The 14,080-nt window shown below is 34.6% G+C and carries 11 protein-coding genes and 1 pseudogene; 6 read left to right on the top strand and 6 right to left on the bottom strand.

All coding sequences use genetic code 11. From position 1 onward, the window contains the following. Window positions 1-183: 183 nt before the first annotated feature. The gene (locus tag BVF91_RS12750; RefSeq protein WP_085113733.1) at window positions 184-1,605 is read right to left on the bottom strand and encodes a PIG-L deacetylase family protein; all 1,422 of its coding nucleotides are present in this window, start codon (window positions 1,603-1,605) and stop codon (window positions 184-186) included. 114 nt (window positions 1,606-1,719) lie between these two features. Here BVF91_RS12750 and BVF91_RS12745 point away from each other — a divergent pair, with 114 nt between their 5' ends. Both BVF91_RS12745 and BVF91_RS12740 read left to right on the top strand, forming a co-directional pair. After that, on the top strand, window positions 1,720-1,959 hold the full coding sequence (locus BVF91_RS12745) for a hypothetical protein (RefSeq protein ID WP_085113732.1): 240 nt from the start codon (window positions 1,720-1,722) through the stop codon (window positions 1,957-1,959). Window positions 1,960-2,017: 58 nt separating this feature from the next. Next, a complete protein-coding gene (locus tag BVF91_RS12740; protein WP_085113731.1) occupies window positions 2,018-3,157 on the top strand; it encodes a universal stress protein in 1,140 nt (379 codons plus the stop codon). Between the two features lie 22 nt (window positions 3,158-3,179). On the opposite strand, the gene kdpC is transcribed toward BVF91_RS12740, so the two are convergent. Genes kdpC through kdpA form a run of 3 tightly spaced genes read right to left on the bottom strand, consistent with a single transcriptional unit; the run spans window position 3,180 to window position 7,549 of the window. Next, on the bottom strand, window positions 3,180-3,758 hold the full coding sequence (gene kdpC / locus BVF91_RS12735) for a potassium-transporting ATPase subunit KdpC (RefSeq protein ID WP_085113730.1): 579 nt from the start codon (window positions 3,756-3,758) through the stop codon (window positions 3,180-3,182). 31 nt (window positions 3,759-3,789) lie between these two features. Then, complete coding sequence (gene kdpB, locus BVF91_RS12730) at window positions 3,790-5,826, bottom strand: potassium-transporting ATPase subunit KdpB (RefSeq protein WP_085113729.1); 2,037 nt, start codon at window positions 5,824-5,826, stop codon at window positions 3,790-3,792. Window positions 5,827-5,842: 16 nt separating this feature from the next. Continuing rightward, a complete protein-coding gene (gene kdpA / locus BVF91_RS12725; protein ID WP_085113728.1) occupies window positions 5,843-7,549 on the bottom strand; it encodes a potassium-transporting ATPase subunit KdpA in 1,707 nt (568 codons plus the stop codon). Window positions 7,550-7,929: 380 nt separating this feature from the next. On the opposite strand from kdpA, the gene BVF91_RS12720 reads away from it, so the two are divergent. From BVF91_RS12720 to BVF91_RS12710, 3 genes and pseudogenes are all read left to right on the top strand, one after another. Continuing rightward, a complete protein-coding gene (locus tag BVF91_RS12720; RefSeq protein ID WP_085113727.1) occupies window positions 7,930-9,762 on the top strand; it encodes an ATP-binding protein in 1,833 nt (610 codons plus the stop codon). Between the two features lie 5 nt (window positions 9,763-9,767). Further along, window positions 9,768-10,349 carry a response regulator gene (locus BVF91_RS12715; RefSeq protein WP_045410556.1) on the top strand — a complete coding sequence of 194 codons (582 nt, stop codon included), beginning with the start codon at window positions 9,768-9,770 and terminating at the stop codon, window positions 10,347-10,349. A gap of 90 nt (window positions 10,350-10,439) precedes the next feature. Further along, window positions 10,440-10,913: pseudogene (locus BVF91_RS12710) on the top strand (GGDEF domain-containing protein); the annotation flags it as partial. 173 nt (window positions 10,914-11,086) lie between these two features. Here the strand turns inward: BVF91_RS12710 and BVF91_RS12705 are convergent. Continuing rightward, the gene (locus BVF91_RS12705; protein WP_085113725.1) at window positions 11,087-12,022 is read right to left on the bottom strand and encodes a polysaccharide deacetylase family protein; all 936 of its coding nucleotides are present in this window, start codon (window positions 12,020-12,022) and stop codon (window positions 11,087-11,089) included. 243 nt (window positions 12,023-12,265) lie between these two features. On the opposite strand from BVF91_RS12705, the gene fliD reads away from it, so the two are divergent. Beyond that, window positions 12,266-13,567 carry a flagellar filament capping protein FliD gene (gene fliD, locus BVF91_RS12700; RefSeq protein ID WP_085113724.1) on the top strand — a complete coding sequence of 434 codons (1,302 nt, stop codon included), beginning with the start codon at window positions 12,266-12,268 and terminating at the stop codon, window positions 13,565-13,567. A 70-nt stretch (window positions 13,568-13,637) separates the two neighbouring features. Here fliD and BVF91_RS12695 read toward each other — a convergent pair. Beyond that, on the bottom strand, window positions 13,638-14,080 hold a 443-nt coding region (locus BVF91_RS12695), incomplete at its 5' end, for a manganese efflux pump (RefSeq protein ID WP_143589020.1).

Below are 14,080 nucleotides of genomic sequence, written 5' to 3'. Positions count from 1 at the left end.
TTAGGCAAATTTGAATTTTCCTCTATAACTTTAGCTTTAGTCTCCTGTGATGATTTTTTGTACTTTTCTACATAAAAATACCCGCCTACTGCTGTGATTATTAACACTGATATGATGAAAAGCGATATCACTGCCTTTAAATATTTCTTTTGCAAATTAGTCACCTCTATTCATGAAAACAGGCTATGCTTGCTTAGATATCTTGTACAAATTCCAAGGAATCTTATCGATAAGTCTTCCTTTATATATTGAGTCAGAACCCATGAATATATAGCGCAAGTCCTGTTTTTGTGGGATATTCAATTTTATCCACAATATATTTTTGTCTATTATTGGTCTTGATGCTATAGATTTGAGAAGCGAATTATTGGCTTTTCTGTACTGATAGAGCTTGTCATTTACCAGTCCTAAATCGATCCTCTTTATGCTGTTATTGTAAAACAGCCTCATTTCGATGTTGTATCTTACATTTTTAGATATAGGCGACAGTGTTTGAACACCTATATACAAGTGATTATCATAGTAGAAGGAAGCAAGCTTTGTAAGATCAGCGCTTTTATAGATTTCTTGATCCAGAATTCCACCTGCCGGTATGCTTAAAAGCGAGAAAGGCATGTTTTTGTCGTATAAGTTTGGCTTTGTTTCAACTTCTGGAATCGTAATGACAGGCTTTGTCCCGAAAAGCTCATTTTTCCTTACAAACGCCAATAAAAATGGCTCCATCACTTTTATCTGTGATGTATACTGCTTAATGGCTTCTTCTTTTTTAGCTTCTTCTTCCTTTGATAGAGGAATACTATGCCATACAGTGTTGCTGTCTTTCATGTCTGTTGGTGGTAAAAGAGAGTCATTTGGCATCAGTAACCATGGCACAGGCCATTGTGGATGGTGAACTAAAAACATGTGCTCTTTTACGTTTAGATTAAGTGCGACTATTGCATACCTTGTGAAGTTGCTTACAGCCCAGTGATCGGGATGTACGTCATCTGCTAAAGGATAATAAATATCTGTAGGCTTAAATGACTTCATGATGTCCTGCAGCTCATTTTCTAAATTTTCACCTGTATATGCAACACCAGGTTTGTACACATCTTTATATGGAGAATATGCTACATTTGTTCCACCGCTAATCCTGGGTTTTCCGTTATCCCAAAAATCGCTCCATAGAAATCTTGTACTGCCATCAGCAAAGCCTAAAAATATCACGTCATTTTTTGGAAGCCCTAATACAGACATTGCAGCTAAACTTTCACTGTGCCTTTGAAGTCCAAGTTTATAAAAGTCTGCTGGCGTTGGATTGATGTCACCTGTAAAGACTTGAGCAGCTTTTTTGTAGCTTTCACCATCTGTTACAATTACTACTTTTATAGGCCTTTTCAATTCGATAGCTTTTTGTATGACACCTGCCATTCCCAATGATTCATCATCAGGGTGTGGTACGACTACAAGTATTCTTTGTCCCGGATCGTCGTTATTTGGAACAGGCTTTTTCTCTGTGAGATTGGCAAAAGTAGTTTTTAAATTCATGACGGATGCGATAATAATGGCAATTATTAGCCCAAAAGTTATAAATATATACTTCCATTTGAATAGTTTCTTGTTCAACTTTAATTCCCCCTCGTATTTGTGTCATAATTGTAAGAAAATAATATCAAAACTTTATGAACAAATTGTTAACAGAAGATTAAAAAAAGATAAAATGGTGTTGCTGAGCAAAATATGATAAAATATTGTAAAAGCTGTTTTCCTCCGCCTCAAAACCAACAAGTTGGACACATGGCAGTTGGAATAGCATTTAACGATAATGAACTTCCGCTCTACCGAGATTACGATTTTACATATTACAGCGTTGGTGGTACAAAATATTACTTTGCAGAGACAACGAGTCCTGGATGGCTTATAGGGCAATTAAGCGATGATTCATTAGAGCAGACAGCTTATATTTATGCTGTATCATAAATAAATTGTAAGATAAATCGACATTTAATAAAATAAAGAAATTTTCAGGAGTGATACAATGAGCGATAGTTTTAAAAGACTTACTCCAGAAGAGGCATTGGAAATAGCCAATAAAAGTCAAAGAGGCAAGTTGAAGATATTTTTAGGATATGCGCCTGGTGTAGGAAAGACGTATGCCATGCTTGATGAGGCAAACAGAAGATTAAAAAGAGGTCAAGATGTTGTCATCGGTGTTGTAGAAACGTATGGAAGAAAAGAAACTGAGGCGATGATTGGTGATTTAGAAATAATACCTAAAAAAGAAATCATATATAAAGGTACTGTACAGTATGAGATGGATCTTGACGCTATATTAAAGAGAAAACCGCAAGTTGTTTTGGTAGATGAGTTGGCACATACGAATGTCCCCGGCAGCAAGCATAACAAAAGATATGAAGATGTAGAGGAAATACTGCAAAATGGAATAAACGTTTTGTCAACTTTGAATATACAACATTTAGAAAGTTTAAATGACACTGTAAAACAGATTACTGGTATAACAGTGAGGGAGACGATTCCCGATACAATAGTTAATAATGCTGATGAAATAGAAGTCATAGATGTAACGCCTGACGCTCTTCAAAATCGATTAAAAAGAGGCGAGGTGTACAATCTCGATAAAGTTGATCAAGCGTTAAAAAACTTTTTCCGCAAGGGAAATTTAAATGCGCTAAGAGAACTGGCACTCAGACAGTCTGCCGATGAAGTTGATGAAGACTTGGAGCAATACATGAAGGAACACGGCATACAAGAAAATTGGGAAACAAATGAAAAGATAATGGTATGCATAAGTTTTAATCCGCTTGTAAAAAAATTAATAAGGCGGGGTGCAAGAAGAGCACACCGCTTCAAATGCGAATGGATAGTCGTGTATGTAGAATGCACAAATATTTTCGCCAAAAAGCCAACTAAAAAGGATATGGAGGTATTGGAAAGCCATTTTAAGCTTGCTAAGCAGCTTGGGGCTGAAGTAGTTGTATTAAGGGGCAAAAGCGTATCAGAAGAACTGCTTAAATTTGCCAAAGAAAGACATATTACACAGATTATAATGGGACATTCAAACAGAAGAAAATGGGAGACGCTTTTAAGAGGATCTACGGTGCTGAAACTAATAAACTCGGCAAAAAACATTGAAATACATGTTATTCCATATAATTAAGCAAAAGACAAAAATTGTACCGCTATTTGAGGTTATCAAGAGCGATATTTAATTCTAATACATTTACTCTTGGTTCTCCCAATATGCCTAACTGTCTCCCTACAATATGCTCGTTAACAAGATTTTTTAATTTTTCTTCAGATATGTTACGAGCTTTAGCTATCCTTGGTATTTGTATAAGTGCAGCGTCGATACTTATGTCTGGGTCAAGACCGCTTGCTGATGATGTAATAAGGTCGGATGGAACGGCGGTATTTGATTTAAGGCCATTTTCTTTTCTGACTTGCTGCGCTAATTTTTTGACTTTTTCAATTAGCAACTTATTTGTAGGACCAAGGTTTGAAGCTGATGAGGACGTTGCATCATAACCGGTTTCGCCGGCAGAAGATGGACGCCCGTGAAAATATTTTGGGTCGCTAAATTGTTGACCTATTAAAGATGAGCCAATGACTTGGCCATCTTTGTAAATCAGACTTCCATTTGCTTGATGTGGGAAAATTAATTGTGCTATCCCTGAAATAGCCAGTGGATATAGTAAACCTGTAAAAACAGAAAAAACAATAAGAAGCATTATGCTTTTTAAAATGGCATTTTTAATCATGTCTAATCTCCTTTCGGCATTTTACACTTGATTAGTGAACTAATCCTAAGAAAGTGATGATCATATCTATTATTTTTATGCCTACAAACGGTACTATAAGCCCACCTAATCCATATATAAGCATGTTTCGCTTAAAGATTGCTGCAGCGCCCAGTGGTCTGTATTTTACACCTTTTAATGCCAATGGAATAAGTGCAATTATAATAAGTGCATTAAAGATTATAGCCGATAAAACAGCGCTTTCAGGTGTTTTTAAATGCATGATGTTTAATACGCCTAATTGAGGATATGTAGCTGAAAACATAGCTGGTATTATTGCAAAATACTTTGCTACATCATTTGCGATGCTGAACGTAGTCAATGCACCACGTGTCATAAGCAACTGTTTGCCGATCTCAACGACTGCTATTAATTTTGTAGGGCTTGAATCTAAATCTACCATGTTTCCTGCTTCTTTAGCGGCTTGTGTTCCTGAATTCATAGCGACACCAACGTCTGCTTGAGCAAGTGCAGGAGCGTCATTCGTGCCGTCACCTGTCATTGCAACTAAATGCCCATTTGCTTGATATTCCTTTATAAGGCTAAGCTTTGTTTCAGGTTTTGCCTCTGCAACAAATTCGTCCACACCTGCTTCGTCTGCTATAGCCTTTGCAGTCATTGGGTTATCGCCTGTTATCATTACAGTTTTTATTCCCATTCTGCGTAAATCAGCGAAGCGTTCTTTAATGCCACCTTTAACTATGTCTTTTAGGTGTATTACACCTAATACTCTTTCATTTTCTGCTACTACCAAAGGAGTACCGCCATTTTGTGCAATCATTTTAACTGCGTTTAAAACTTCTTCAGGCATATTACCGCCTTTTTCTTTCACATAATTTTCTATGGCATCGATAGCTCCTTTTCGTATTTCCTTATTGTTGTTTATGTTTATTCCACTCATACGAGTCTTGGCTGTAAAAGGTATGAATTCAACATTTAATTCTTTTAAATTGTGCTCTCTTATACCATATTTGTCTTTTGCTAAGACTACAATGCTCCTGCCTTCTGGCGTCTCGTCAGATAAAGAGGACATTTGAGCAGCCATTGCCAATTCATTTTCTGTCACACCTGGAGCGGGAATAAATTCTGTAGCCATTCTATTGCCAAATGTGATTGTACCTGTTTTATCCAGTAAAAGCACGTCTACGTCACCTGCAGCTTCAACGGCGCGACCAGACATAGCCAATATATTCTTTTTTATGAGCCTGTCCATGCCTGCTATGCCAATTGCGCTTAGTAGTCCTCCTATTGTAGTTGGTATGAGGCAAACCAGCAATGCAATGAGGGTAGGAATCGATATTTTTGTTCCTGAATAAATCGCGTAAGGCTCAATTGTGACTGTGGCTAAAAGCAGTATTATAGTGAGTCCTATAAGCATAATCGTCAATGCAATCTCATTTGGCGTCTTTTGTCTTTTTGCACCTTCTACAAGGCTTATCATTTTATCAAGAAATGATTCACCTGGATCTGAAGAAATTTTTACTTTTATCCAGTCTGATAAGACTTTTGTACCAGCAGTTACAGAGCTTCTGTCACCGCCAGATTCTCTTATGACAGGTGCAGATTCACCAGTAATTGCACTTTCGTCTACAGATGCTACACCTTCAATCACTTCTCCATCGCCTGGTATTATATCACCAGCTTCAACCAAGACAATGTCACCTTTTTTAAGAGTAGAGCCCAACACTACCTCAGTTTTATCACCTATTAATTTTTTTGCTTTTATATCTTTTCTTGTCTTTCGAAGTGCATCAGCTTGAGCCTTACCTCTGCCTTCAGCTAAAGATTCTGCAAAATTTGCAAACAAGATGGTAAACCACAGCCAAATTGAGATTTGCAAGTCGAAATTTCTTTCAGCACTTTTACTTATGAAGTCCACGATCGTTATTATAGTCGTCAATATTGAACCTATTTCAACGATAAACATTACAGGATTTCTGAAAAGTGTTGCAGGATTTAATTTTTTAAAAGCATTTTTAATGAGTTCTTTACTATTTATATTCATTCGCGTAGATTCTTTTTTGCTCATATTAATACCTCCATGGTTAGAACAATCTTCCAGCATTCATCAGCAATTGTTCGATTATTGGGCCTAAAGAAAGAGCTGGGAAAAATGTTAAAGCACCAATTATAAGCACTATTCCCACTAAAAGGACTGAAAATAATGCATTGTCAGTAGGAAATGTTCCTACACTGACAGGAACAATCTTTTTATTTGCCAAGCTTCCTGCAATGGCCAGCGCTGGTATGATGACGCCAAACCTACCAATAATCATTGCGATTGAGGTGATTAAGTTGTAAAAAAGTGTGTTAGAGTTAAGTCCGGCAAAAGCACTTCCATTATTTCCTGCTGCCGAAGCAAATGCGTACAATATTTCACTTAAACCATGTGGACCATGATTTAATAGGGAACTTGTACCAGCTTTTGTAACCGATGCAATAGCACTTCCTATAAGTATTGTGGAAGCCGGTATTATGATGGCCAATATTGACATCTTCATCTCGTATGATTCTATTTTTTTACCGATGTATTCAGGTGTTCGTCCTACCATAAGACCTACGATAAAAACTGCTAAAAAGGCATCTATTAGCATTGAATAAAGCCCGGAGCCAACACCTCCAAATATGACTTCTCCAAGCATTATTTGAAGCATTGATATTAGTCCACCTAAAGGTGTCATACTGTCTAAAGAAGAATTTACTGCTCCACAAGATGCGGCTGTTGTGACTGTTGAGAATAGTGAAGAACCAGCTATTCCAAATCTGACTTCTTTTCCTTCCATAGTAGATGGACCAGTTATATTTATGTGGTTTATGATTGGATTGCCGGTTTTTTCTGAATAATATGTCGTACCCAACATGATGACAAATAAAATAAGCATGGCACTAAAAATAGCCCATCCTTGCCTTGTGTTTTTTACCATTTTACCAAATGCATATGGCAATGAAGCTGGTATAGCAAGTATTGCCAGCATTTCTAACATGTTTGTAAGTGGCGTTGGGTTTTCAAAAGGATGTGCGGAATTTGCGCCAAAAAAGCCTCCGCCGTTTGTTCCCAACATTTTAATTGCTTCCTGAGAAGCCACAGGACCCATTGCTATGACTTGCTTTAGTCCTTCTAATGTATGTACTTTAATATAGCTACTAAAGTTTTGTATTACTCCCTGTTGTGTAAGGATTAAAGAAAGAATTAATGAAAGAGGCAAAAAAATCCATATTATTGATCTTGTGATATCAACCCAAAAATTGCCTATATCTTTCGTGGAATGTCGCATTATGCCTCTAATTAAAGCAATCGCAACAGAAAGTCCGGTAGCAGCAGATAAAAAGTTCTGAACTGTAAACCCTAACATTTGAGTTAAGTAACTTACGGTTGTTTCACCACTATATGCTTGCCAGTTTGTGTTTGTTACAAAGCTTACTGCTGTATTTAAAGCAAGATGCCATGATGAAACTCCAGGTAATTTTTGTGGATTTAATGGCAATTTGCCTTGTGATACAAGTATAATAAAGAGAAAGATTATGCCTAAGAAATTAAATGTAAGCAATGACAAAGCATACTCTTTCCAATTCATTTCATGGCTTTCATCTATACCTGTAATTTTATAGACAAATTTTTCGATTGGCTTTGCCACAAAATCAAAAAATGTATGCTGATTGGTAAATACCTTTGCTATATACGAACCAAGTGGAATTGTAATTATCACTAAAAGACATATAAATATTAGCATTTGTAAAATATCATATATCATACTAATCCTCCCTGACACTTATCATAATTCATCAGCTTTTAATAGCATGTAAACCAAATAAAAAAGTATTACAAGTGATATTATGCCACCTAAAGTAAATTCAATATTCACTGCAAACTCCTCCTTAAAAAATAAAATAATCAATGCTTTTAGGCATGAGTAAATTATAATACACGGGAAAATAAAACAAAAGTTTCATTAAATTTTCATTAAAAAATTATCCATATTATCAAATCCCTTTATATTAAATTATCTCACTAATACACATAATTATCACATTTTTTCACGTTTTTTCGTAGGAATCCTTTATTGACTTTATATTTTCTGAAAATTATACTTTAACTATTAAAAGGTGAAATATATGTAGGTAGGTGTATTTAATGTTTAAGACGTTAAAAGGCAAGATATCGATTGTGTATTTGGTGCTTGTCGTACTGGTATTGATAGTCGGAATAATATCTGGCATTAATATGTATTATTTAAGCAAAACTATAGATGGTTTAATGATTGATAACTATAAAAGCATAAAAGCTGTTAATTTGATGAATGAGGAATTAGAAAATCAAAACAATGCCATACTTACATTTATATATGAAGACAGGCAAACTGCCATAAAGCAATTTAATCAGGACAATTCGGTATTTTACAATTGGTACAATGTAGAAGCAAACAATATAACAGAAAAAAATGAAGGCAATTATGTCGATGAGATAAAAAGTGCGTATGTGAATTTTACGACAAGCGTTTCATATTTGCAAGGGATGCCACCAGATGATAAAGTTGGCATGTTGAACTATTATAATATGAAGATAAAGCCTAACTATGAACATATAAAAGATCTCTTAAATTCCCTTGCCAAATTAAACGAAGATGCTATGTTTAAGAAAAAGACTAATGCGACGTTGGATGCAAAAAATTCAATGTACACAATTTTGTTAGTTACACTTTTAGCAGCTATTTTCGGATTCATAATATCTTTAATATTTACCAATAGATTTTTAAAGCCAATGGAATATTTGATAAAATCTATAAGGGAAGTAAAAGAAGGGGAACTTGATCAAGTTATATCAATTAAGACGGATGATGAATTGGGTAAATTAGCAGTAGAATTTAATAACATGATAAGAAGACTTAAGCAATATGAAGAAAGTCAATTAGGCAAGATAATTGATGAGCGCAACAAGACATTGTCTATAGTAAAAAGTATAAATGACCCTTTGTTAGTGCTTAATTCAGATTATAAAATAATATTATTAAATGGTGCGGCGGAAGAGTTATTTGGAATCGAAGAAAAAAATGCGATTGATAAGCATTTTCTTCTGTCTGTTAAAGATGAGAAGCTTTTTGAGCAAATAAATGCAATTGTTGATTCAAAATTTAATATTAACAAGGTTGAGCAGGTTAAATACGGTGATAAATATTATGATGTTACAATCACCCCAATAAAAAATTATAAATCGGAAATATCAGATATACTGTTGGTTTTTCACAACATTACTGAGTTTAAGGAGTTAGATCAAGCAAAGGACGATTTCATATCGATAATTTCACATGAGTTTAAAACACCGTTGACATCCATAATGATGGGTACAAGCATGATTTTAGAAGAAAAAATAGGTGCGATTAATGATAAACAAAGAAGTACACTCGTGGCAATCGAAGAAGAAAGTGAAAAGCTTACTGAATTGGTTAATGAACTAATCGAACTTACTAAGATTGAATCTGGCAAAGAGATGTACAACTTTAAATGTTGTTCTATATTTGGAATAGCGCAAAATACTGTAAAGCCTCTATATAATATTGCAAACGAAAAAGGTGTAAATCTTACTAATACAATTGACGAAGATATGCCATGCGTATATGCCGATCCAGAGAAAATAACGTGGGTCTTAAACAATCTCATAACAAATGCTTTGAAGTACACTGATGCAGGTGATGATATTACAATCAGTGCGTCGGTTGATGGCGACTTCATGCAAATTTCTGTTAAAGATACTGGTGCAGGTATACCGAAAGAATACAAAGATAAAATTTTTGATAAGTTTTTTCACGTACAAAATGATGATGAATTTGAGATTAAAGGTACAGGATTAGGACTTGCTGTCGTAAAAGAGATTGTAGAGGCTCACGGTGGAAAAGTATGGTGTGAAAGCGATATAGACGTAGGAAGCAATTTCATGTTTACACTTCCTATATGCGATGAAAGAGGGTAAATTTTATGAAGAAAGTTTTAGTTGCAGATGATACTAAGAATATTAGAATGCTTCTTACTACTTGCCTTGAATCAGAAGGATATAATGTTATAACGGCTAAAGACGGTGAAGAAGCGCTTAAAATATTAAAAAATGGGGATGTAGAGCTTGCGTTTATAGATATTAAAATGCCGCTTTTAAGTGGCACCGAAGTTTTAAGAAAGATAAGGTCTTGTGGGATAACAACGCCGGTCATAATAATAACGGCATTTGCCACGATAAAAAATGCGATTGAGTGCACAAAATTAGGTGCTGTAGAATATATACAAAAACCATTTACTGTTAAAAGAGTTAAATCTGTTTTGGAAAAAATGATTGATGAACATGAAAAAACGAAAGAGAATGATACAAATAATTTAATAAACGAAATAGAAAACTTAATTGATAATGATAATTTCATCGAAGCACTGGACATGCTTAAAAAATCTAAGGTCAATCCAGACGATCCGAGATTTTACCTTTTGTACTATAAGATATACGATGGCTTAGGTGATAAAGAAATGTCTGACAAATTTTTGAAGGCATATAAAATTTTCAATGAAGGCTAAAGTATGAAATTATAAAGTTGTCGCAAAGAAAAATTGAAAATGATCTTATGGAGAAAAACGAAATTTTGAATACTATAACTGTAAACTGTAGTTACTGATCTACTTACAGGTATATACAATAGGCGTTTCTTTATGGATGTACTTGAAAAAGAAGTAGAAATGACAAAAGGGAATAAAAAGCCTTTTTCGCTTATCATGTTTGACTTGGACCATTTTAAAAATGTCAATGATTATTTTGGACATGCAGCAGGTGATATGGTACTAAAAAGAGTCGCTGAAATTGTAAAAGAAAGAATACGCAAAACCGATTGCTTTGCTAGATGGGGTGGAGAAGAATTCATCATCCTTTTGCCTGAGACTTCTTTAAGTAATGTTTCAGATATAGCAGAAGTATTGAGACTTAAGATCAGCACTGAAAAATTTGACGATGTTGGCAATGTGACAGCAAGCTTTGGAGCGACTGACTTTAAAGAAAGCGATAATATTGATACAGTACTCTTAAGATTAGACAATATGCTTTATGAAGCGAAAAATAATGGACGAAACTGCGTGTGTGCCGGGTAAGGTAGAAACAGAAGAGAAAGTTGGTTAATTGGTTAACCTGCTTTCTCTTTTTAATGTGCTCGTGGTATAGGCGATAACTTGGCAGTGAAAGTCCGCTGAGGGCTTGGTAGTGTGAACCACTATGTGGTGTCCAGCATGAGGCGGAACATGAAGTAGCTATATAATACTATTGATTATTGATAAGCTTTCATAAGTTCAGATACTGTCACAAAAGAATATCCTTTAGATCTAAGTTTTGTAATTATCTGTGGCAATGCTGCTAATGTTTCTGAATTGCCTTCATGCATAAGAATGATTGAGCCAGAAGATGATTTTGATACAATTGTATTAATTATATTTGGTATTCCGGGCCTTTTCCAATCATCTGGATCAACAGTCCAAAGCACAACATGAAGTCCCAGTGCATTTGATATTTTCACGAGAGTATTATTGAACGCTCCATATGGAGGTCTAAATAAATCGGGTTTTACTCCCGCTACGTTGACAACAATTGCCTGCGTCTTATAAAACTCGTCAATCATCTGCTCAGGTGGCATTAGAGGCATATATTTATGACTGTATGAATGAATACCTATTTCATCGCCGTTTTCTGCAATATATTTAAGTAAATTAGGGTTTTTTTCCGCCATTTTTCCTACAACAAAAAAAGTCGCCTTTATATTTAAGCTTTTTAAAACATCTACATATTTTTTAGTAAACTCTTTTGAAGGTCCATCATCAAATGTAAGCGCCAGCAATTTTTTGGCTTTTTTGTTACTGCTGAATATAGGAGTATTAAGAGGTATTGGGCTTTCAAAGAGTTCATTTCTATTGCTTCTGTCCACCAGCGACAATATGTCATTGTCAGGTATTGCGTTTGATGATATTATAGATGTAATTTTACTTGTACTACTTTTACTCGGATATTCTGTAGTAGCAACAACAGTTGTTATTGGCTTGTTGCTTGTTTTTTTAGTCTTTATCTTAGATACAATTTTAGCAGATTTGACACTGCTTGCGGAATTATGTTTGACAAATAAGCTTTTTCCATAAAAAAGAGTAAATCCTATTATTACTAATAGCAGAAAAAGTAAGATAGCTGATTTTTTTGACTTAATCAATGTCATCATTTATCACTCCGATGCGCTAAACAAAAGATTACTCTTATAGCATAAACCAAATCACTCTAAAAATCAATTGTGAACCTATTCCATCCTATAGAAGATGGAACTTGCTACCATATATAGGACTAGAGATTTCTGTGAAGCCTTCGTTAAAAATACTTTATTGGGCAATTAACAAAAAATTGATGTCTTCTATAAAAATTTTAACAGTTTTACCGATAAAAAAATAAAAAGATTGGAGGTGAAAATATGGCAAGCTATCTTGATACAAGTTATATGTATATGATGTATCCTTATTACAGCGACTACAGCTATCTTTTTAATACGAGCAATCCATTGACTTCACTATCAAATATTTCTTCTGACAATATATCTCAAATCGCACAGCAAGCATTGTACACAGATATGGAGAACCAACAGTTGCCAATGCAATCGACAAATGCCCTTGTCATGCTGAATAGTTACGCAAATAATTTAAATGAAACGGCGTCACAGTTGCAACTTACATCGCCTGATAATGTTTTTAACCAGATGGTCGCTACATCCAGTGATCCAAATTCCATAAGTGTATCAGCTCAACCAGGTGCAACTGCTTCTACCTATAGTGTTACTGTAAATCAGCTTGCCATGGCACAACAGAACAATGGGACAAGTTTGTCAAGCAATAGTGTTACAAGCCTTACACCTGGAACATACAGCTTTACAGCACAAGTAGGTGGGCAACAGTATAATATATCTTTCAATGTCAATCAAGGAGACACTAACCAAACTGTCTTAGATAATATGGCTCAAGCAATTAACTCTGCAAATATAGGGATTACAGCCATTGTAAATAACAATCCATATCTTGGTACGAGCCAGTTAGAAATAAATGCAAATAATACTGGAACAAATAATGCATTCACGTTGACAGATGTCAGCGGCAATGCAGTTTCATATACTGGCGCAAATACAGTAACAGTAGAAGCAACAAACGCAAATTATACTATTAATGGAGTAAGTGGTACATCTCAAACAAATACCGTCAATGTTGACAATAACAACTTGACCATGACATTTAATAAGACTGTAAGCAATGCTACAGTGACAGTGGCGCCTGATACGCAATCCATAAGCGACAGCATAAATAATTTTGTCAATGACTACAACGAGATGTTAACATATGTGAATCAGAACCAGCAATATATAAGTCCTCTTGTTGCTTCAGAGCTTACTCAAAGCTATGAATATCAGGCATCAAATTTACAAGCCATTGGAATTACTCAAAATCCAGACATGACTCTTTCGATAGACCAAAATACTTTAAATAATGCAATACAGAACAATTTTAGCACTGTACAAGCAGCCTTTGCTGGATTTGATGGATTGGCTGTAAATGTAGGTCAATTTGCTGGGCAAATAGCTGAAAGTCCTCTTACAGACTATGCAAATGAAACGATGTCTTTAGTCAATAACAATATGGGAATTTATGATTCAACTGGAATGCTTGATGCGTCATTAATTCAAACAATGCTGATGCCATCTGGTCAATTTATAAATTCATTAATTTAACAATAAATATAAGAAATTTCCCACCTCTAAAAGATGGGAAATTTCTTATATAGCATAAAGATTTAACGATTTAAATGAAAATTTCGTATATACCCAAAAAAACAATTAAAATACCTGAAACTAATGGTGCATAACTGCCAAACGCTTTGGCTAAGTAAGTATTGCCTATGATAAAACCCAAAAGAATGGATAATAAACTGAAAATAATTGTTAATAATGTAGTAAAATATATGTTAAGTCCTGTAATGCTTGCTCCAATTCCTAAACCTAAATTGTTTATTGTTAAACCAAAAGCAAGAATAATAGATTCTTTCATATCTATATATTTTAAATTATCATTTCCTTCTATTTTTGAATTAATCAGGATTTCGTAATTATTCTTAAAGTCAAAAGTATCTGTTTTCCGTTTCTTATAATAGTCTAAAATAAACCATAAGCCTAACATAATAAGTATAAGACTGCCAGCAATATTTGATATGTTTGATGGTAAAAATCTATTTATACTATAGATGA

Source organism: Thermoanaerobacterium sp. PSU-2, from assembly GCF_002102475.1.
Lineage (GTDB): Bacteria > Bacillota > Thermoanaerobacteria > Thermoanaerobacterales > Thermoanaerobacteraceae > Thermoanaerobacterium.
The sequence above is the reverse complement of the archived record's forward strand: the minus strand, read 5'-3'. Positions and strand labels throughout refer to the sequence as shown.

Coding starts and splice junctions, on each gene's coding strand:
- fliD (WP_085113724.1), top strand. CDS start 12,266: ATGGCAAGCTATCTTGATACAAGTTATATGTATATGATGTATCCTTAT.
- BVF91_RS12720 (WP_085113727.1), top strand. CDS start 7,930: ATGTTTAAGACGTTAAAAGGCAAGATATCGATTGTGTATTTGGTGCTT.
- BVF91_RS12740 (WP_085113731.1), top strand. CDS start 2,018: ATGAGCGATAGTTTTAAAAGACTTACTCCAGAAGAGGCATTGGAAATA.
- BVF91_RS12705 (WP_085113725.1), bottom strand. CDS start 12,022: ATGATGACATTGATTAAGTCAAAAAAATCAGCTATCTTACTTTTTCTG.
- BVF91_RS12745 (WP_085113732.1), top strand. CDS start 1,720: ATGATAAAATATTGTAAAAGCTGTTTTCCTCCGCCTCAAAACCAACAA.
- kdpA (WP_085113728.1), bottom strand. CDS start 7,549: ATGATATATGATATTTTACAAATGCTAATATTTATATGTCTTTTAGTG.
- kdpC (WP_085113730.1), bottom strand. CDS start 3,758: ATGATTAAAAATGCCATTTTAAAAAGCATAATGCTTCTTATTGTTTTT.
- kdpB (WP_085113729.1), bottom strand. CDS start 5,826: ATGAGCAAAAAAGAATCTACGCGAATGAATATAAATAGTAAAGAACTC.
- BVF91_RS12715 (WP_045410556.1), top strand. CDS start 9,768: ATGAAGAAAGTTTTAGTTGCAGATGATACTAAGAATATTAGAATGCTT.